This is a genomic window from Streptomyces sp. LN549 (assembly GCF_043203805.1).
Lineage (GTDB): Bacteria > Actinomycetota > Actinomycetes > Streptomycetales > Streptomycetaceae > Streptomyces.
In genome coordinates this window covers 8,817,153-8,836,415 of record NZ_JAZHRI010000002.1, presented here as the reverse complement: position 1 = coordinate 8,836,415, position 19,263 = coordinate 8,817,153, and the positions used below count along the sequence as shown (strand labels likewise).

Sequence of the window (19,263 nt, the reverse complement as noted above, 5' to 3'; positions counted from 1 at the left end):
GGTCCGGCTCGGCGTCGCGTATCGGCGGCTTCCGCCGGAGCTGACATCGGTTGACGGGACGCGCAGCAAGGCGTTGCCGGCGGCCTCGCCAAGGAGGAGCAGACGCGCGGATCGATGCCAAAGCGCCCAAGCGCCCGGAGGTGGCGGCATACAGCGGTGGCGGGTGCGCGACATGGCGGAGGTACGCCACCGACGTCCTCAAGCTCGTCGGCCCGACTGGAGTTACGCTCCCGAACTGAGGGCACATCGGTCACGGCCGTAGCCGCGCCCTCCGTCTCCTTTCCCATGGAAGTCGGTCGACCCGACCGTGCTTCTTGCCCGCACAGCGTCACCCAGCCAAGGATTGCCTGAGAGGACCTTTGCATGTCGTTATCGGTTCACAGAGCCGTGCGCACCACGGCATTCGTAGCAACCGCCGCCGTCTCAACTGTTGTCATGCTCATGCCCCCGCTGGCTTCGTCGGCGGAGCCCGCCGCCGGGGCACGACCGGCCGCGGCCCCCTCGACCGTCAAGACGGTGACGTTGGTGACCGGCGATGTCGTCGAGGTCTCCACCGGAACAGATGGCAAGCAGTCCGTCGCGCTCCTGCCCCGCCCTGACGGGAGCACCCCGCAGGCCGCGATCAGCCGGACGAACGACCACGTGAACGTCGTACCGACCGAGGCCTTCGGCCTGCTCCAGGCCAACCGGCTCGACCCCGACCTGTTCGACGTCACCACCTTGATCGAGTCCGGGTACGACGACGCATCGCGCGCTACGCTCCCGGTCATCGTCGACTACGGCAAGGGCCGCGCAGCGGCGACGAAGTCCCGGCAGGCATCCGTCAAGGGAGCGACACGCACCCTGACCGTTCCCGAGCTCGGCGTGGCGGCCTTCCACCTCAAGAAGAAGGACGCCCTGACGTTCTGGGGCGACCTCACCGCCGGGTCCGGCGCCATGGGAGCGCCCACCTCGTTGGCGCACGGCGCGGCCCGGGTCGACCTGGACGGCAAGGTCGAGGTCGCACTGGAACACTCGGTGCCGCAGATCCACGCCCCGCAGGCGTGGGCGGCCGGGTTCGACGGCAAGGGCGCGACGGTTGCCGTGCTCGACACCGGATACGACGCGACACACCCCGACCTGGCCGGCCGCGTGGGCGCGACGGCCAACTTCACCGAGGAATCCAGCGTGAAGGACGGCCAAGGTCACGGCACGCACGTGGCCTCGACCGTCGCCGGAACCGGTGCGGCATCGAACGGGCTGCGCAAGGGCGTGGCACCGAAGGCGACCCTGCTGATCGGCAAGGTGCTGAACAACAAGGGATCGGGTTCGGACTCCATGGTCCTGGCCGGCATGGTCTGGGCGGTCGACCAGGGAGCCGATGTCGTCAGCATGAGCCTGGGCGGTCCGTCGCCCGACGATGGAACGAGCCCGCTCGCCCAGGCCGTCAACGAACTGTCGGCCACCTCCGACACCCTGTTCGTCGTGGCCGCCGGCAACGCCGGCAACATGCCTTCCACCGTCGCCAGCCCGGGGTCGGCCGACGCCGCCCTCACCGTCGGCGCGGTGGACGTGCACGACGTCATGGCGAGGTTCTCCAGTCGCGGCCCGCGCCTGAACAACGGCGGGTTCAAGCCCGAGGTGGTCGCACCCGGTGTCGATGTCACCGCCGCCCGCGCCGCAGGAACCGCGCTCGGCCCAGTCGTCGACGACGTCTACACGACGATCAGCGGCACCTCGATGGCCACACCGCACGTGGCCGGCCTGGCCGCAATGATCAAGCAGCAACACCCCGACTGGGACGGCGACCAGATCAAGTCCCTCATCGCCAACAGCACGACTCCCATTGCCGACGCGACCGGGTTCGACGCGGGTACAGGGCGAGTGGATGCTCTCGCCGCGATCAACCAGAAGCTTCTCGCGCCCGCGTCGATGTCCCTCGGCTCCTTCCAGTGGCCCCACAACGACCAGGCGCCGACCCATACGGCTCTGACCTACACGAACACCGCAGACACCGCGGTCACGCTCTCGCTCGTCCTGGCCGGCCAGGACGGGTCACCGGAGCCGGCTGGCGCGTCCCTGGCCGACGATCAGGTCACCGTTCCCGCAGACGGCAAGGCATCAGTCGATGTCATCCTCGACCCTGCGGTCGCCTCCGTTGGTGCGCTCTCCGCGGTCGTCACTGCCACACCGGACAACGGCGGCGGGACCGTCCGCACCGGCGTGTCCTACCAGATCGAGAGGGAGGCCTATGACGTAAAGGTCACGATCAAGCCGCGTACCGGCACGCAGAGCGCCTCCCACGCGATGTTCCTGAGCAGCTTGAAGGCGCCGTGGGTCTTCAAGGACCACTACTTCGACGCGTTGCCCGGCGAGCAGTCCGCAACCTTCCGACTCCCGCCCGGCACGTACGGCACCTACGCCACGTCCGCCGGCCTCGCCGCCGACGGCGCGAAGGAGGGCGTCATCAGCTACGAGCCGTCCTTCACCGTCTCGAAGGACACCGAGATCGTGCTCGACGGAAACGACACCGGGCGCTTCGACTACGACGTGAAGAGGCCGGTCGTCACCGACGGCGCCGCCCTGCTGGTCGGATGGCAGGGCACGAGCGGTGCCACCGGCGAGTACGCCTACTACGGTGCTCCCGACCGCCTCTACGCCCGGCCGTCTGCAGGACTCGACGGGACCGCCAACATCTCGGCGAACTGGTGGCTGAGTCAGCCCGCCGGTGTCCTCACCACCGCACACGGCGAGCCCGTGTCGCTGCAGGCCCTGCCGTCGGCTGACGGTGCCATCGCCCCCACCCCGCGCCCCGAGATCAACGCCCGATTCAAGGTCGTCGACGCCGGGCGCGCAAGCGCGCCGGACACCTCCAGCAAGGTGAAGGGTGCCGTCGCCTTCGTGTCGGGCACCTGCGCCAACCTGACCCAGGCCGCCACGGCCCTCGACCAGGCCGGCGCCGCGGCGATGGTGGCCTACCCCAGCCCCGGACAGGCGTGCGCCGGAACCATCGACGGCACACTCGGCCTGCCGACCCTGCAGGCGCGTGCCATCGATGTGGATGACGTCCTCGCTGTCCGGAACAGTGGCCGTGCGGCGCTGGTCACCCACAAGTCGCCCGAGTACATGTACGACCTGTTGCGCTATTGGAAGGACGAGGTCCCCGACGGCGGCTCCGTCGATGGCTCCGCGCGCTCCACCTCTGCCCTCGTGGAGCGGCTCGACGGTCTGGGGAGCTCGAGCAAGGACGGCATGCTGGCGGCCGAGCGCCTGATCGGCTGGGTGCCGGGCCGGGGCCTCGCTCTCTACGGCCTGTCGCGCGCGGTACCCTTCCCGACGACCGTGACGCACCACGTGTCCACCGGGGCCAATTGGGAGCGCTCGGTCGGCGTCTACGATGCCGGTTCCGGCAGCGAGCTCGCCTTTCTGTGGGCTCCGCGAACCGCCTACGCCGCCCGGACCACCTACCGCGACACGTGGTTCGGTGGGCCGATCAGCACCGGTGTCTCACCGTTGTGGAAGGTGGACAACGGCACCCCGCCACCCGTCCGCGAGGGCGGCATGATCTACGTCAAGACGGGTGCGTATGTCGACGCCGCCGGACACACTGGCCATACGTCGGGCTCGTCGCCCTCGCCGACCGCGTTCTCTGGTCGAATCTATGTCGACGGAGTATTGACCCATACCTCCGCCATATCGTGGTTCATGGCCGACAAGCTGCCTCCGGGTACGCACCGGCTGGACGTTGTCACCGAGACCCGCCACGACGACCGGTTCTGGCACCGTTCGACCGCCATCAAGACGAAGTGGGGCTTCGACTCCGAACAGCCGACCGGGGCCTACGCCGTCCTGCCCATGCTGAACATCAGCTACAAGCTGCCCGGACTGTCGTCGACCACAACGGCCCCGGCAGGCGAGTACGAATTCGGGGTCGAGTTCTATATGCCTGACACCGTCGAGACCCGCCCGGTCGTCGAACGCGGCGTTGAGATCTCGTGGGACGGTGGCCAGACCTGGGGTCCGGCCAAGCTGACCAAGTGCGGCGACACCTCCTGCAAAGTGCACGTCATCAACAAGCCCGGCGGGCAGGCCAGTTTGCGCGTCTCGGCCACCGACGCCGCGGGGCGCACGGTGACCCAGGAGATCATCAACGCGTACGCAGCCCGGCAGTAGCCGTCAGGCAGTTCACGCACCATGAGGCAGGTCGATCCCCGGCCATGTCCATGACCTTGCGGCCGGCCTCAAGGATGACCTTGCGGCCGGCCTCAAGCGGGTCCAGCACCCTGGCCACAAACTCCGTCGGGCATCCACGCCTTCCGATCCTCGCCTCCTGAAGTCCAGGTGGCACAAGAGTCCACTAACCCCTGCTCCGGAAGAGGCGGGGCAGACCACACACCTACCCGAGCCGAGGCTCTCCCCATTGATCGACGAGTTGGAGGTGTCCCCGATCCGCGCCGCCCTTGACGAGCAGGGCGGCGCGTTCGCCAACCCGGCCCTGCCCGAGGGCGCCGTTCCCGGTCAACGCAAAGGGGCGCTTCCGAAGAGCTCGTAACACGATCACGAGCGGGGCAGTTCGGTACCCTCGTGGGCTGCGCGCCGCGACGGGCGTGGCATCGTCGTGCAGATGAGCCATGTGAACAATGTTGCCGGTTCCTCCGAAGGTGCCTGGATCTTCGGTCTGGAGGGGATTTCCGCAGCTGACGCGAGCGAGGACGGCACGATGCATCCTCCCGTCTTCGGCAGGGCTCTGATCAGGGCACCCGAGGACACGCCACAGGCTTTGCGATGGGCAGCGGAGGAATTCGTTGACCAGTGTGGGCCCGACTGGGCAGTCTCGTCTGTCCTTCTGCAATGGCTCAAGATCGAGGCCGGCGACGAGCTACTACTGGGCGTGGAGAGCTGTGTCCTGGAGCGCGTCTCCGACGATCAGATTCGCCTTCACGCCAACTACAACCAATGGGACGATCTGGTCGTCCCTATCTCGGTTGTTCGACGCATGCTGGTCGACATGGCGCACTTCATCGTCATAGAGGCCCGCCACCCGCTGCCTGCCTGGCGGATCAGGCGACTGGGAGAGCGGGACTGGAGCCGCAGGCGCAACGCTGAGTAGGTCGGCATGCGCGACCTTGGTCAAATTCTTCCCATCGTGGTGCTCACTCAGTTGTCTTCTTGAGCCGCCGCCAGCAGATGAGGCTGCAGGCGAGGGAGACGAAGGCGTCATGGAATTCGGTGCGACGTTCCCAGCGGATGGCGAGGCGTTTGAAGTGGTGAAGCAGGGCGAAGGTCTGCTCGACGACATAGCGGAGTTTGCCCAGGCCCTTGATGTTCGGGCAGCCCTTGCGGGAGATGACGGGCAGGATCCGGCGCTTGCGCAGCGCGTCTCGGTTCGGGTTGGAGTCGTAGCCCTTGTCGCCGAGCAGGGCGTCGGGTCTGCGGCGGGGCTGGCCGAGGCGTCCTGCGACGGGCGGGATGCCGTCGACCAGGGCGAGGGTCTGGGTGACGTCGTTGACGTTGGCCGCGGTTGTGATGACTTTGAGCGGGGTGCCGCGTCCGTCGCAGATCAGGTGGTGTTTGCTGCCCGTTTTCCGCCGGTCGACCGGCGACGGACCGGTGTCGGGGCCCCCTTTTTTGCGCGGATGTGGGAACCATCCACGCACGCCCGTGACCAGTCGAGCTCGCCGACCGCGTTCAGCTCGGCGAGCAGGAGCCGGTGCAGCCGGTCGAAGACCCCTGCCTTCTGCCACCGGTCCAAGCGACGCCAGCATGTCTGACCCGATCCGAACCCCAGCTCCAGACGGCAGGAGTTGCCAGGCTACGTCGTTGTAGAGGACGAGCAGAATGCCCTGGAGGCAGAGCCGGTCCGGCACTGGCCGTGGCCCGGGCGCCCGCTCCGGCCATGGCGGTAACAGGGGCTCGATCAGCGCCCACAACTCATCATTCACGATCCACGGTCGAGTACCCACACCCTCTCGAACAGCCGAATCGTCACACCCGTTACGCCCCACCAGCACACTTCAACAAGATCGCGTTACGAGCTCGAAGGGGGCGATGAAACCCCACCCGCCATCGGTCAGTTGCGCTCGAGTCACAGTGACTGGTCCACCGAACATTCCGGCCCGCCAAGACCAGAATCTCTCGGCAGAGGTCACAGCATCAGACAGACCCTAAGGGCTGTCCCGCGGAACCGCCCTCGACCAATCGCGTCGAGCACGCGCTTGCACTGCCGGGCACCCCGGGCGTTCAGAGACGAAGCCTTCCTCGACCAGGTGGACGTGCAACTGCCCGGCTTGGCCGTCTGAACGTGGTCGAGTACTTGGCGAACGTCAGGCCACAGCATTAAGAAAAGTAGCAGCGCCACAGTGGAACTGTCCGGCAGCCCCGGGCGATACAGTCGAGCATCATGGATACCGACCCCGCCGTGCAGATCCCACCCGGGTCGTTGTCCGGCGTCGGTCTTACGGATGCCTCGGAATCCGTGTACCGAGCGATCGTCGCGCAGCTGGCGATCCAACCGGATGAACTCGTCGAGGCCACCGGGCTGACCGCCGATTCCGTCACCGCGTCCATCGAGGCACTCATCTCCCGTGGCTTGGTCCACGCCAACGGCGGCACGCTCACCGCTGTTTCCCCTTTGCTGACTCTTGGCGACCTGGTCGCCAAGAGCGAGAGGGACGCCAGAATGGCCCGCGCGGCACTGGACGAACTCGCCGATCATCATCGGTTGATCCGTCAACAGGAAGATTTCCGCGGCCTCGAGGTGATCCACGGACGCTCGAACATCGGCGACTGGATCAATCATCTGATGCGCGCCACCGAACGAGAGCTGCGGTTGTTCGCCAAACCGCCGTTCGGAGTGGTCGGTGTTGCAGAAACCGACTCGGAGAAGGAGTTCGCCGTCCGCGGGTTGGCCGAACGGGTGATCATCGAGCGGTCGCTGCTCGACGAACCGGAGGCCGAGCAGGACCTGCTGGCATCCCTGGACCGCGGCCAGCAGATCCGACTGGCCGAGACGCTGCCGAGCAAGCTACTGATCTCCGACGATTCGATGGCCCTGGTGCAACTCGACGAAGGCGGTCCGTCCCACGATGTCGTGGTGGTGGTGCGGCCAGGCGGTCTGCTCACGTCCCTGACAACGCTGTTCGAGTCGTTGTGGGAGCGTTCGATCCAGCTGCGGGAGGCTCCGGGACGTCGACTCGAGCCGTATCCGGCGTCCAAGGATGCCTTGGACGATCCCATGAATCGGAAGGTGTTGACCTTGTTGCTCGCCGGGCACACGGACGGGGTGGTGGCGACCCGGCTCGGCGTAGGGCTGCGGACAGTTCAGCGTCGGATCCGGCATCTGATGGACATGGCCGGCACCGACTCCCGGATCCTTCTCGGCTGGTACGCACGCGACCGCGGCTGGCTCTGAGTCGCCTCGGGCCGGCCACGGTCGCGGCTGGTACAGAAGAGCTATTCGGATCTATTCGGCGATCAGATCCGGAATGTGCAGCAGAACGGTGCTCGACGACGAGCCGTTGGGTCCGCCCTCACCGTAGATCATCAGATCGTGCTGGTCGTTGATTCCAAAGCTGTAGGTCGGCAGGAACCAGTCGTTGCCGGGAATCATCGACGACAGATCCCACAGCCGACCCTGCGGATCCCACAGTGCCGAGACCTCGTAGTCGGGCTGCAGTTCCACCGTGCCGAGGATCCAGCCATCGGTGGTGATCTTCTCCGCCGTGGCGTTGAATCCGTAGTCCGGCAGGCGTTTCATGCCGGACGACGACGTCCAGACGAACGCGTCGTCCCCGCTGGCACCGACCACCGAGCCGGCCGCGTTGATCCCGACGGCCACCGAATTGAACTGCCCCGGAAGGGTGCCGAGATTCGTGATCCTGCCGGTCGAGGTGTTCCAGCTGACGGCCCGTTGCGCACCTTCGGTGGTGAGCGACGACCCGACCGCGGTCCCTTGGGCGTTGATCGCCCTCGGCTGGGTTTCCGTGGTGTTTGCCGACAGCTGAGCCAGTTTGGTGAATCCGCCGGTCCTGGTCCAGCTGAACGGGTCGACGTAGGCGTGTCCCTGACTGTTCTCGTCCCGATACTCAAGGCTCGCGAACCCGACGACCGTGCCTCCGTCGCTAATGCCGGTGGCATATCCGCTGGTGTACGCCTTCTCCCGCCACTCCGGCAGCCCGAGGTCGGTCACATTGCCGTCGGCTGCCCACATTGCCGGACGGTCGCTCTCCCCCTTGTAGTGGAGCATCCCGGCCGCTTCCTTCCGCTCGTTCATGTCCAGGGCTGAGCCGTACGCCCCCGTGCCGAGGTTCAAGTCGGTGAAACCCGCGTCCTTGGTCCAAGTGGTCGGCGTCATCGTCGCGTTGAACTGCCGATCGCCGGCGACCACGCCGTTGTTGGTGAGTTTCGCGCCGACGAAAGGCTTTTCCCACTTCACCGCGTCCAGCTTCGGCGCGACAACGCTGTTGATCCGGACCTTCGCAGCACCCACGATCGTGCCGTCGGAGTTCGCGACTCGGACCCGGCCGATGACGGGCTCGGTCGTCTGGGTGACCGCGCTCAGGTCGATGTCGGCGGCCACCGGCATCGACTGCCCCGGCCTCAGCAGGGACGCCTCGTCGGACTTGGCAGCTATGGTGCCGATGCCGCGGGAGAACATCTCCTCGTGATAGTCGAAGGTCGCCGGCCCTGATGGGACGTTGGCGCCGGTCACCACCACGAAGTAGGTACCGGGCGCCGGATCATCCAGGACGATCCGCTCGACACCGGGCCCGATGTTCATGCTGGTGCCCGCGATGCCGCGGGCACCGACGATGTACATGTCGAGATCGGCATCGTCGGCGCGGGACGTCAACGCCACGTCCAGTCGCGTCGACTGCCGCGGCACGTCGACACGATTCGCCGTGAGCTGTCCGTTGGCGACGGTGGAGAACAGGTTCCTGACGAACCCGAGCTCACCGTCAGTGGCGTGGAGCTTCGCCGTGCCCCAGGTGTTCGTCCCGGTGAACTGGACCGACTCCTTCTGGTGCACGGTGGCCGACTGCAGGGTCGTCACGTCCGGCGCGAACGACATTCCCTGCAGGGCAACCGTTGCGGTAAAGGGGTTGGCAGCAACGCTCGAGGTCCGTCGCGCTTCGACCACGAACTCCCAGATGCCCGCCTTCGGTCGCAGCACGGCCCTGGATTTCGGATCACATCCGGCCGGGTCGGGGTAGCCGGTGTAGCAGTGATCGCTGGCGTTGGAATCGGCCGGGATCCCGTCGGGATCGATGGGCAGGACTCGCATCTGGCTGCCCTTGGCCTGTCCCGCCAGGTTCAGTTGCAGGGCCTCGACACCTTCCGGCACCGCAACCAGGAACGAGTTCGTTCCGGTGCGGCCCACGGTTCCGGCCCTGCGGACCTGATACGTCGGGCCGCTCAGCGGATCCGCCGCCAACACGGTCACCGCTACGAACCGGTCGATGCCGGCCGTGGTCGGATCGTCGATGGTCATGATCGCGCTGTGCACGCCGGTCGTCTTCGGAGTGGCGGTCACCGTCACCGTGTTCGAGGCGCCGAGAGGCGACGACAGGGTCTTCGGTGCCCGGAACGTGCCGTCGTTGCCGACCCAGCCGATCCGGCTCGTGGTGTGCCCCGCCTTCCCGTTGGTCCTGGTCACCGTCACCCGGTACGACTTGTCGGTCCCGACCGGCTGGCCACCCGACCCGGGCAGGCACCGGTTGTAGATCCCGGCACCCTTGTTCGGCGTGGCCAGATTGCCTGACAGCGCCGTGCACACCGGGGCGGAGACGTCGAAGTTGTTGGTCCGCACGCCCTTCGAAAGCTTCTTCCAGGCTGCCGGAATACTGACCAGTCCGGCACCCTGGGCGGTGGTCGGCACACCGTCAATCGGCGTCGCCGTTCCGGTGAGCACGGAGCGGAGCGCCGTCGGACCGGCTTCGACGTTCCGGGACTTCGCCGCCGACAGCAGCAGGGCCGCGGCCCCCGTCACCTGAGGTGCTGCCATCGAGGTGCCGTTCATCATGCCGTAGCCGACCGGCAGCGAGTAGCCCGCCTCCGGCACGGCCTGTCCTTCCAGCCAGCCGGGGATCGAGGAGATCGCCGCTCCCGGGGCGCTGACCGCAGGTGCGAGCGCACCGTCCTCGGACGGGCCGTGCGAGGAGAACCCGAACAGGCCTTGCGGTGCATCGACCGCGGAACCGTAGTTGGCCCACCAGGTCTTCTTGCTCACCGACGCTGCAACAGCCAGCACCGAGGAGGAGACGGACGGGGAGCCGACGGTGTTGGTGCCCGCGCCCTCGTTACCGGCCGCCACCACGATCTGTACGCCGAAGCGGCTGGTCAGCTTGTTGTACAGCTGGGATATCACGTCGGATCCGTCGTTGAGCGCCGGCAACCCGCCGATCGAGAGGTTCACCACGTCGACGCCGCGATTGACGACCAGGTCGATCATCCCTTCGGTGAGGGCCGCCTCGGTGCAGCCGCCGCCCCAGGTGCAGGCCCGGGACGAGACGATCTGCGCGCCGGGAGCCACACCGTGCATCGCGCCACCGAGCAGAGATGTGCCGGCGATGATCCCGGCGACGTGCGAGCCGTGCGACCCCGACGGCAACCCGATGTTCACATAGTTCATCACCTTGCCGACGTTGCTGCCGCCCAGTGGCGACAGGTCGACGTTGTCGCGGTAGTCCACGACGAACGGAATCCGTTCGGTGACAGCGGTCTGCGGATCCTCGGTGCCGAAATGGCCGATCTGCCGTTGCCGGCCGTAGGGCGACATCTCCGGCGTATCGGTGAAGTCGTGGTCGCCGTCGGAGTCCACCCACACCCGGTGGGTCTGCGGGTCGTACAGCACGCCGAACCGGTCGTTGGTACTGCGGTTGTTGTCGAGGTCGCCACCGAAATCGCTCTGCGTGGTGGTCATCTCGTAGAACAGGCCGAGTTGGAACTTTCCTTCCGGGGCCGTCCAGGTGGCCCCGGCGTAGTCGAACCGGGGACCTGTCACCGCCTTGCTCATCTGCACCCAGGTTCCGTCGCCATCCGTCACCGGATCGGTGGCCGTCACCCAGTCGACCACCTTCGGCCGACCGTCGCTGGTCTTCTGAAGGGCTGCGTGATCGAGGTCGACGCCGGTGTCGAGCACCCCGACGGTGATGCCGCGTCCGTCCCACTTATGGTTTGCCGCAACAAAGTCGGTGGCCCCGATGTCGTTGACCGGCAGGTACGGATTGTCGGCAGGGGTGGTCGCGTTCGGCGCCGCCGGGTGAGCGGCGCCGGCCTTGGCATCGACCGGGCTGACGGCGTTGCCCAGTTGCGGGCTCGGCACGCGGTAGGTCTTGTCGAGGTCGATGGCCTTCACCACCGGGAGCGCAGCCAAGTTCTGTACTTTGCCGGTCGGGACGGTGGCCCGGACGTAGCCGATCTCCGACTGGATCTTGCCAACTGTCCCGCCGGCCTTGGCGACGGCGGCGGACACCTCCTTGGTGTTGCCGGAGTTCGCGAGCAGCATCACCGTCACGGTCTTGGCCTTGGTGGCCTGCGCCTGCTGCAGCAGCTGGGTGTCGCGGGCGCCGAGCTTCTCCGAACTCCGGCCGGCGGGCGCCGTGGCATCCAGCGGCTTGAATCCCTTGTCGTCCGTGGGTGGCTGATAGAGATCGCTGTCAGCGGGCGACGTCGCAGAAAGGGGCACCCGAGGGCCGCTGGTCGCCGGACCGTCGGTACCTGGACCGTCCGGTGCCGCGGCGGCGATGGTCGGTTGCCCGATGCCGAGGGCCGCAGCGGCCATCACTGCGGTGCCGATGATGATGAGTGAGCGGGGTCGCCGTCGTCTCATATCGCTCCTTCGGGTTCCGTTGCCGGGCTCGGTCGCGGGCCCGTCCTGGAAACCTCGCAGTTCGAACGGGCACGCAGCAATGACCAGTGCCCGGCGGACGTGCGACATGGCGGCGTTCCGCCACGACCCAGGGATGCAAGACGAGCAGGACGGCGGCGAAGATGGCCCAGGACAGGAGGAACTCGAACGACTAGCTCGAGAAGAGTCCTCGCCGATGACGTCGAATCAGGCCGAAGACGCTGCGGCAGGCCACCGCTGCAGGCGGTGGCGCCTCGCCCAGACAACCGACGGCGTACCGTGCCGGTCGACGGCGGCTGCGTGCACCCGTTGGTTCCGCTGTGCCTGCTGCCCGCCCAACGTCATGCGCCTGCTCGCCTCCCTGCCGCACCACATGGCCGCCACGGACGACGACGGTCTGCGGATTCACCGGTACGCCGAGGGCCGCTCGGAGGCGCTGCTCGACGGCCGGCCGGTGGCCGTCGAGGTCAGCACCGGCCACCCCTGGCAGGGCCGCCTCGCGCTCATCGTCAGTCGGTCGCCTACGGGCCGGCACTGGACGCTGTCGTGGCGCCTCCCGCAGTGGAGCAGCTGCTTCACCATCACCGTCGACGGTGTCCCCGTGGCTCAGGACGTCTCCGAGGGGTGGCTGTGCCTCCGCCGGGAGTGGCGCGAGGGCGCGCAGGTGGTACTCGATCTGGACCTGGAACCGCGGCTGACCCGGGCCGCCCCCCAGGTCGACGCGGTACGCGGTGCGGTGGCCGTCGAGCGCGGGCCGCTCGTGTACTGCCTGGAGCAGACCGATCTGGGCGGCGGCGGCCTGGACGACATCGTCCTGGACACAGAGGTGCCGCTGCGGGCCGTTCTCCGCGACGATCTCCTCGGCGGAGTCACCGCCGTCGTCGCCCCGGGATCCCGGCACACCCCGGCGGGCACCGCTGGGTGGTGGCCGTACGCCACCGGCCGGCCCCGCTCCTCCGCCGCCAGGCCGGAGCTCACCGCCATCCCCTATTACGCCTGGGCCAATCGCGAGGAGGGCAGCATGCCCGTGTGGATCCCCGCCGCGCATTGACCCGGCTCGGTTCACGGCGGCGGGGCGGCTCCCGGCGGTTGCGGTCCTGCGGGGCACGGTGTTGATTCGAAGTAGATGTCCGGGCGGCTGCCCGCTTTCCCGATCCGGGGGTGAACCCCTGTGCTGTTCGCCGACCGCGCCGACGCGGGACAACGGCTGGCCGAGGCCCTTCGCCCGCTGGCGGCGAGCGATCCCGTCGTGCTGGGACTGCCGCGTGGCGGCGTACCGGTGGCCTTCCGCGTCGCCAGGGAGCTGGGCGCCGCGCTCGATGTGATCGTGGTGCGCAAGCTCGGTGTCCCTTACCACCCGGAGCTGGGCTTCGGCGCCATCGGCGAGGGCGGTGTACGGGTCATCAGCGAGGACATCGTGCGCCGCGGCCGGGTGTCGCAGGAGGATGTCGCCGCGGTCGAGCGGGCCGAGGAGGCCGAGCTGCTGCGCCGGGCGCGGGCGTTCCGTGGCGACCGGCCCCGTATCCAGCTGGCGGGGCGCACGGTGATCGTCGTCGACGACGGGATCGCGACCGGAGCGACCGCTCTGGCCGCGTGCAAGGTGGCCCGCGCCCAGGGTGCGGCGCGCGTGGTGCTGGCCGTTCCCGTGGCGTCGCCGGACGCCGCCGAACGGCTGCGCGGCCAGGTCGACGAGCTGGTGTGCCTCTCGAAGCCGTACGGATTCTCCGCCGTGGGTGAGTGGTACCGGGACTTCGGCCAGACCCCGGACGAGGAAGTCGTCTCACTGCTGGCCCGGGCCGCAGCCCCGGAGGCGCCACGGACACCTGTCGAGGTGGCTGTGGAGGCGGGTGGCGTGATCCTGCCCGGCGAGCTCACCGAGACCGGGGAAGGCGGGGCGGTCGTCGTGTTCGCACACGGCTCCGGCAGCAGCCGGCACAGCCCCCGTAACCGCTCGGTGGCGGCCGCCCTGAACCGGGCAGGCCTGGGCACCCTGCTCTTCGACCTCCTCACCCCAGCCGAGGAGGCTGACCGCGCCAACGTCTTCGACATCGCGACTCTGGCCGGACGGCTGGTTGATGCCACCGACTGGGTGCAGCGCCGATCGCCCGTCCCTGTCGGCGTGTTCGGTGCGAGCACGGGGGCCGCGGCGGCGCTGCGGGCCGCCGCAGCCGTCGGCACGGAGCGCGGCGCGGGGATCGGCGCCGTCGTCTCCCGGGGTGGCAGGCCCGACCTTGCGGGCGACTGTCTGGGTGACGTACGGGCCCCGACACTGCTCATCGTGGGCGGCGACGACACCCGGGTACTGGATCTGAACCGAGAGGCCCAGGCCCAGTTGCACTGCGAGAACCGGCTCGACGTCGTCGCCGGCGCCACGCACCTCTTCGAGGAACCGGGCGCTCTGGACCGGGTTGCCGAGCTGGCCCGGGAGTGGTTCACCGGCCATCTCGTCGCGCGATCCATCTGACGCGGGGCCGAGCCCCCGCCCGCCCGCAGGCCACGGCGGGGGCGCAGGCGGCCGGAATCGACTTCCGCAGGGTTTCCCCGACCACGAAGCAACCCTCCGCGCACATCTGCCGTCTTGATCCACAACAAGGCGGCATGCCGCACACGACGAACTTCCTCCCACCCCCCACGAGCGCAGGGCTCCGAGCACCACGCACCTATACGCATGATGTATACACAGGGCGCATAGGAGTTGCCGGGCCGTCCCGTTCGCGCGCGAAAGGCTCCCATGCACAGCAAAGCAATGGCGCCCGAGTACCAGGGCGCCCTCACCAAGATGTCCGTGAACGCATCCCTCACGGACGTGCTGGCCGAGGGCAAACGCCATTTGAAGGAGGCCGAACTCGCCGGCTCCCCGCAGGAAGTGGCCCGCACCGGGCTCGCGGTGGCCGAGGCGCACCGCAGGCTGGGCCACGTACAGGAGGCCGACCGGGCCTGGAAGGCCAGCTACCGGGCCGCCAGGTCGGCCGGTGACACGGGAGCCATGGCCTGGGCGTTGTGGAGCGGCGGGACGCTCGCCCGGCAGCGCGGCGGACTACGGCTCGCCTTCCGCCTGTTGCGGCTCGCCGCCGACCTGGGCAAGGCGGGCGGGGATGTGGTCGCGCGCGGTTACTCGCTCGCCGGCCTCGCCGAGACCGGCCGCATCCAGGGCGATTACCGCACTGTCGCCGCACTGCACGAGCAGCTCCTCGCCGAGGCACGCGCCCGCGGCGAGGCCCGCCACACCGTCTGGGCCCTGGAGGGCATCGCCCAGATCCATCGCAACACCGGATCCTTCGATACCGCCCTGGAGATGTTCGAGGAGGCGGCCCAGCTCGCCGGGGACGCGGACGACCAGCGCGGTCGGGCCTGGGCGCTGCGCGGGATGGCCGACATCATCTCCGTACGGGACAACGACCCGGAGCGCGCACTCGGCCTGCTCGCCGAGGCCGAACTGACCTGCCGTGCGATGAAGTTGACGAGCGCCCTCGCCTACAACCACAAGATGCGCGCCAACGTGCTCTACCGTGCCCGGCGGTACGAGGAGGCCCGGGTGGTCTACGAGGAGGCGCTGGCGGAGTTCCGCGCGATGACGGAGCCCCGGGGCGAGGCGCTGGCCCGGCTCGGGCTGGTCAAGTCGCTGGCCCGGCTCGGCCGCGACCGTGCCGAGACCGCGGCGGAACTGGACGTACTGCGTGGCACGCTCGACCGGATCGGACTCCTCAACGCCCGTGACATGGTCGACAAGGCGTACGCGGAGCTGGGCGTGACACCGGCCGATGACGTGGCACCGGCCGACGGTGCGGCAGCCGCAGCGGGCGGCCGCCGATGACGCCTCCCCTGGCCCAGCAGACCGACGCGCCCCGGATTCTCGCCCGATGCCGCGACCTCGTCCGTCCGGCGCTCGGCCGGGCGGTCCGGCAGCTCCATCCGTGGCATGCCGAGATCACCGCCTTCTCCCTGGGCTGGGACGGGACCCACGGCCGCGCCGCCCCCGGTGCGCAGGGCAAGGGCGTCCGGCAGGCCCTGGCCGTCCTCGGTGCGGAGGCCGTCGGCGCGAAGGCGGAGAGCGCGGTCCTCGGCGCGGTCGCCGTCGAACTGATCCATACGTTCTCCCTGCTCCACGACGACATCATGGACGGCGACGAGACCCGCAGGCAGCGGGCCACCGCCTGGAAGGCCTACGGGACCGGGCCCGCGGTCCTCGCCGGGGACGCGCTCTTCGCACTGGCCGTACAGACGCTGGCCGGGGCTCCCGGCGGCGCGTGCGTCCCGGCCGTCCGGCTGCTGGCGGGGACGCTCAACGACCTGGTGCACGGCCAGGCCGACGACCTCCTCTTCGAGGCGCGGCCCTGGACCGGGCCGGATGCCGTGCAGCCACGCGAATACCGGCGGATGGCCGAGCAGAAGACGGGCGCCCTGCTGGGCTGCGCAGCCGGTCTGGGCGCCGTCCTCGGCGGCGCCGGACGCTCGGAGACCGATGCCCTCACGACGGCGGGGCGCCATCTCGGTGTGGCGTTCCAGGCCGTGGACGACGTGCTCGGTATCTGGGGAGACCCGGCGGTCACCGGCAAGCCGGTGCACAGTGATCTGCGCCGCCGGAAGAAGACCTACCCCGTCCTTGCCGCCCTCGCCGCCGGCGGCCCGGCCGCTCTGCGACTGGGCGCGCTGCTGCGCACCGGCGAGGCGTTGGACGACCACACCGTGCAACGGGCGGCCGATCTGACCGAGGAGGCCGGCGGCCGCGCGGCGGCCCTGGCCGAGGCGGACCGGCAACTGGAAAGTGCCCGCGCCTGTATGGAGAGCGTGGCCTTGGCCCCGGAACCCCTGGCGGACCTTCTCTCTCTGCTGCCGTACTTCGTCGAACGCACCGTGTGACCCACTCCGCGCGGCCGGCCGGGGCGGACAGGTCTCCGCCGGCCGGCCGCCACGGGTGTTCCACGCACGCACCCGGCAGCCGTGCTCAGGGGTGCATGGACGCGCCCTTGAGGATCTTGTCCACGGCGTTGCGGGGTCCGTGCACGGCCAGCCCGACCATGTCCATCCCGTCCCGCCGCACCGCGCGGACCGCGGCCCGATTGTCCCGGTCGTTGCCCGTCGCGAAGAGGTCCGAGGTGAACACCGACAGGGTGGCGCCCCGGCCGACCGCCCGGGTGTGGGCCGTCGTCAACAGTTCCTTCGAACCTTCGAAGACCATGACCGGCTGCCGGAACATCGGCAGGTACGGGGTGTCGTCGGCGTCGGCGTACGGCTCACCGATCACCTCGGGCACGGCCGTGCCGAGCCCACTGACCAGGAAGGCCGTCACGTTCAGCCGCTGCCAGGTCTCCAGGTCGTCCCTGAGCAGTACGGCGATCTTGGTGTCGAAGCGGACGGGGGCGAGTTCATCTGTCATGGGCTCGAGCCTGCCGGGCAGTCCACCACCCCGTCTTGTACGAACTTTGCACGGCGGCCTCCCGGTACCCCGGCCGGATCGGCGACGCGGCCGCCGGGCGTACGATCGGCTCATGGCTGCACGTCCGGACATCACCGCGTGGCGTCCGCCCGTGGCGGGTATCGAAGAGGTCTTCCACGCCCACTTCACCGACCACACCTACCCGATGCACACGCACGACGCCTGGACGCTGCTCATCGTGGACGAGGGCATGGTCCGCTACGACCTCGACCACCACGAGCACGGCGTCCTCACGGATGTGGTGACGCTGCTGCCCCCGCACGTTCCGCACAACGGCGGCGCCGCCACCGCCGCGGGGTTCCGCAAGCGCGTCCTGTACCTCGACGTCGCGCAGGTCGACGAATCGCTCGTCGGCATGGCCGTGGACCGGCCCGTCCTGCACGATCCGGCCCTGCGCCGCCGGATCGACCGCCTCCACACGGCGCTCGCCGGCCCGGGCGACGAGCTGGAGGCTGCGAGCCGTCTCGCTCTCGTCGCCGAACGCCTCGACCAGCATCTGCGCAGCCGTCCGGAGCCCGTGCGGTACGTCCACGACCGCCGGATCGCGCACCGCCTGCGGGACCTGCTCGACGAACGGTTCGTGGAGGGCATCGCGCTCCAGGAGGCGGCGCTGCGGCTGCACGCCCATCACGCACATCTGGTGCGGGCCTTCAGCCGGGAGTTCGGAATGGCACCGCATCAGTACGTGACGGGGCGCCGCGTCGATCTCGCGCGCCGGCTGCTGCTCCAGGGGCTGCCGGCCTCGGAGGTGGCGAGCGCCGTGGGCTTCTACGACCAGTCCCATCTGACGCGCCACTTCAAGCGGGTCGTGGGTACCGGTCCGGGGCACTACGCCCGTACGCGCGGCGCGTCCGTTCTGTCCGCCGGGTGACCCGAACGACGTCGTTGACGTCGTGTGTCATTCGCTTGTTGCATGATCGGGTCGTTCGGCAACAGGGTCACCGAGTGGTTGTGGCGTCGTGGGCGCGTTCCCTCGGTTGGCCCTCGGATGCCTGGCGTGGTACTGCGCCGGCTTCGGCAGGTGGCTGGAGGCCGGGGTGGAGGAGGTGGAGATCGTTGACCGCTGCTGAAAAGGTCACACCGATCCGCCTCGGTGGGGTTCTCGTGGAGGACTTCACCGAGGGGCTCGGCATGGCACAGGACAATCCCGCGGTGGGGACAGGGGCCTCGTGACGGGGATCGAGCAGGAGAAGAATCGGATCTCGGACGGTCTGTCAATCATGCATGCGCTTGAGCGCGTGCTCGGCCATAAGCACTCCGAGAAGACTCCGCAGTGGACAGATCTCGGCTTCCCCGTGATCGACCGGGGCAAGCATGCGATTTTCCCGCTCGCGGTGGCCCGCACGCAGGAGGACGGCGATTCCGGAAGGGCCCAGCGCCTGTCGGACATGAGGCGCAGTCTGCAGCGCAGCTGCGTCCACTTCTTCGGAGGCGACGATTTCCATGCGGAGATGGAGCTCGATGCCAGGGACGGGTACGGCCGGAAGCTCGCTGACGCCGGAGCCGTCGTCACCGGACCGCCCTGGGAGTGCTTGTGGTGTATCCAGCGCTTCGCCGTGGTGCTCGCGCACTCGGTCGATCAGCAACGCGCGTGGGAAACCCTGGCCCTCCACATCGTCCCGATGGACTGGGTCCGGTACCGCCCGCTCAACTCGGGAACAAAACGCGAAGCATCACGCTACCGACGGATCATCAGGGAACGGGACGCCGCCGATGTGGTCTGGACATGGCCGCTTTCGGTTCCGGACGAGTAGGAGGTCCGGAATGCCGTTTCCCGTCCTTGGTCCGATGCAACGCGGACGCGGGCGACACCTGACCGGGCCGAACCGGCCCATGTGCCGCCCACGGCCCGCCTGATCAGGCGCTGGTGCGCCACCGGATTCCGGTGGCCCCCGTCTGAGCGAGGCCGGCGTCCTTTCGGCCCGCCCGCTGCACAGCGGCACGGGCCGGCCGACACCGTGCCGCTCGCCGGAGGCGTACGCAGCGCGGTGTCGGCCAT

General features: G+C 68.9%; 12 protein-coding genes and 1 pseudogene. 10 read left to right on the top strand and 3 right to left on the bottom strand.

Annotation, left to right across the window (positions count from 1 at the left end; all coding sequences use genetic code 11):
* Positions 1-435 precede the first annotated feature (435 nt).
* The 3 genes from SH922_RS39025 to SH922_RS39015 all read left to right on the top strand — a co-directional run bounded on the left by SH922_RS39025 (position 436) and on the right by SH922_RS39015 (position 5,089).
* Positions 436-4,152, top strand: a complete 3,717-nt coding sequence (locus SH922_RS39025) for a S8 family serine peptidase (RefSeq protein ID WP_393063233.1) — start codon at positions 436-438, stop codon at positions 4,150-4,152.
* A 247-nt stretch (positions 4,153-4,399) separates the two neighbouring features.
* Positions 4,400-4,531, top strand: a complete 132-nt coding sequence (locus SH922_RS39020) for a hypothetical protein (protein WP_393063232.1) — start codon at positions 4,400-4,402, stop codon at positions 4,529-4,531.
* Between the two features lie 72 nt (positions 4,532-4,603).
* Positions 4,604-5,089: a hypothetical protein gene (locus SH922_RS39015; protein ID WP_393063231.1), complete on the top strand. Its 486-nt coding sequence runs from the start codon at positions 4,604-4,606 to the stop codon at positions 5,087-5,089.
* 43 nt (positions 5,090-5,132) lie between these two features.
* On the opposite strand, the pseudogene SH922_RS39010 reads toward SH922_RS39015, so the two are convergent.
* Positions 5,133-5,942: pseudogene (locus SH922_RS39010) on the bottom strand (IS5 family transposase).
* Between the two features lie 437 nt (positions 5,943-6,379).
* Here SH922_RS39010 and SH922_RS39005 point away from each other — a divergent pair.
* Positions 6,380-7,390, top strand: a complete 1,011-nt coding sequence (locus SH922_RS39005) for a hypothetical protein (RefSeq protein WP_393063230.1) — start codon at positions 6,380-6,382, stop codon at positions 7,388-7,390.
* Between the two features lie 51 nt (positions 7,391-7,441).
* On the opposite strand, the gene SH922_RS39000 is transcribed toward SH922_RS39005, so the two are convergent.
* Entirely contained in the window at positions 7,442-11,809 is a 4,368-nt protein-coding gene (locus tag SH922_RS39000) for a S8 family serine peptidase (RefSeq protein ID WP_393063229.1), read from the bottom strand.
* Between the two features lie 361 nt (positions 11,810-12,170).
* On the opposite strand from SH922_RS39000, the gene SH922_RS38995 reads away from it, so the two are divergent.
* The 4 genes from SH922_RS38995 to SH922_RS38980 all read left to right on the top strand — a co-directional run bounded on the left by SH922_RS38995 (position 12,171) and on the right by SH922_RS38980 (position 16,687).
* A complete protein-coding gene (locus tag SH922_RS38995) occupies positions 12,171-12,878 on the top strand; it encodes a hypothetical protein (protein WP_393063228.1) in 708 nt (235 codons plus the stop codon).
* A 120-nt stretch (positions 12,879-12,998) separates the two neighbouring features.
* Positions 12,999-14,291 carry a phosphoribosyltransferase family protein gene (locus tag SH922_RS38990; RefSeq protein WP_393063227.1) on the top strand — a complete coding sequence of 431 codons (1,293 nt, stop codon included), beginning with the start codon at positions 12,999-13,001 and terminating at the stop codon, positions 14,289-14,291.
* Between the two features lie 267 nt (positions 14,292-14,558).
* Positions 14,559-15,641 (top strand): tetratricopeptide repeat protein, encoded by a 1,083-nt coding sequence (locus tag SH922_RS38985; RefSeq protein WP_393063226.1) that lies wholly within the window; start codon positions 14,559-14,561, stop codon positions 15,639-15,641.
* On the top strand, positions 15,638-16,687 hold the full coding sequence (locus tag SH922_RS38980; RefSeq protein WP_393063225.1) for a polyprenyl synthetase family protein: 1,050 nt from the start codon (positions 15,638-15,640) through the stop codon (positions 16,685-16,687). The genes SH922_RS38985 and SH922_RS38980 overlap by 4 nt, the downstream gene beginning before the upstream one ends.
* Before the next feature lie 85 nt (positions 16,688-16,772).
* Here SH922_RS38980 and SH922_RS38975 read toward each other — a convergent pair whose 3' ends face one another.
* Positions 16,773-17,204, bottom strand: a complete 432-nt coding sequence (locus SH922_RS38975; RefSeq protein WP_393063224.1) for a DUF2000 family protein — start codon at positions 17,202-17,204, stop codon at positions 16,773-16,775.
* Between the two features lie 112 nt (positions 17,205-17,316).
* Between SH922_RS38975 and SH922_RS38970 the strand changes: the two genes are divergently transcribed.
* Positions 17,317-18,135 (top strand): AraC family transcriptional regulator, encoded by an 819-nt coding sequence (locus tag SH922_RS38970; RefSeq protein WP_393063223.1) that lies wholly within the window; start codon positions 17,317-17,319, stop codon positions 18,133-18,135.
* Between the two features lie 298 nt (positions 18,136-18,433).
* Positions 18,434-19,018 carry a hypothetical protein gene (locus tag SH922_RS38965; RefSeq protein WP_393063222.1) on the top strand — a complete coding sequence of 195 codons (585 nt, stop codon included), beginning with the start codon at positions 18,434-18,436 and terminating at the stop codon, positions 19,016-19,018.
* Positions 19,019-19,263 lie beyond the last annotated feature (245 nt).

Excerpts from the sequence above, each read along its gene's own strand:
- SH922_RS39025 (WP_393063233.1), top strand. The coding sequence starts at position 436 with ATGCTCATGCCCCCGCTGGCTTCGTCGGCGGAGCCCGCCGCCGGGGCA.
- SH922_RS39015 (WP_393063231.1), top strand. The coding sequence starts at position 4,604 with ATGAGCCATGTGAACAATGTTGCCGGTTCCTCCGAAGGTGCCTGGATC.
- SH922_RS39005 (WP_393063230.1), top strand. The coding sequence starts at position 6,380 with ATGGATACCGACCCCGCCGTGCAGATCCCACCCGGGTCGTTGTCCGGC.
- SH922_RS39000 (WP_393063229.1), bottom strand. The coding sequence starts at position 11,809 with ATGAGACGACGGCGACCCCGCTCACTCATCATCATCGGCACCGCAGTG.
- SH922_RS38995 (WP_393063228.1), top strand. The coding sequence starts at position 12,171 with ATGCGCCTGCTCGCCTCCCTGCCGCACCACATGGCCGCCACGGACGAC.
- SH922_RS38985 (WP_393063226.1), top strand. The coding sequence starts at position 14,559 with ATGCACAGCAAAGCAATGGCGCCCGAGTACCAGGGCGCCCTCACCAAG.
- SH922_RS38980 (WP_393063225.1), top strand. The coding sequence starts at position 15,638 with ATGACGCCTCCCCTGGCCCAGCAGACCGACGCGCCCCGGATTCTCGCC.
- SH922_RS38975 (WP_393063224.1), bottom strand. The coding sequence starts at position 17,204 with ATGACAGATGAACTCGCCCCCGTCCGCTTCGACACCAAGATCGCCGTA.
- SH922_RS38970 (WP_393063223.1), top strand. The coding sequence starts at position 17,317 with ATGGCTGCACGTCCGGACATCACCGCGTGGCGTCCGCCCGTGGCGGGT.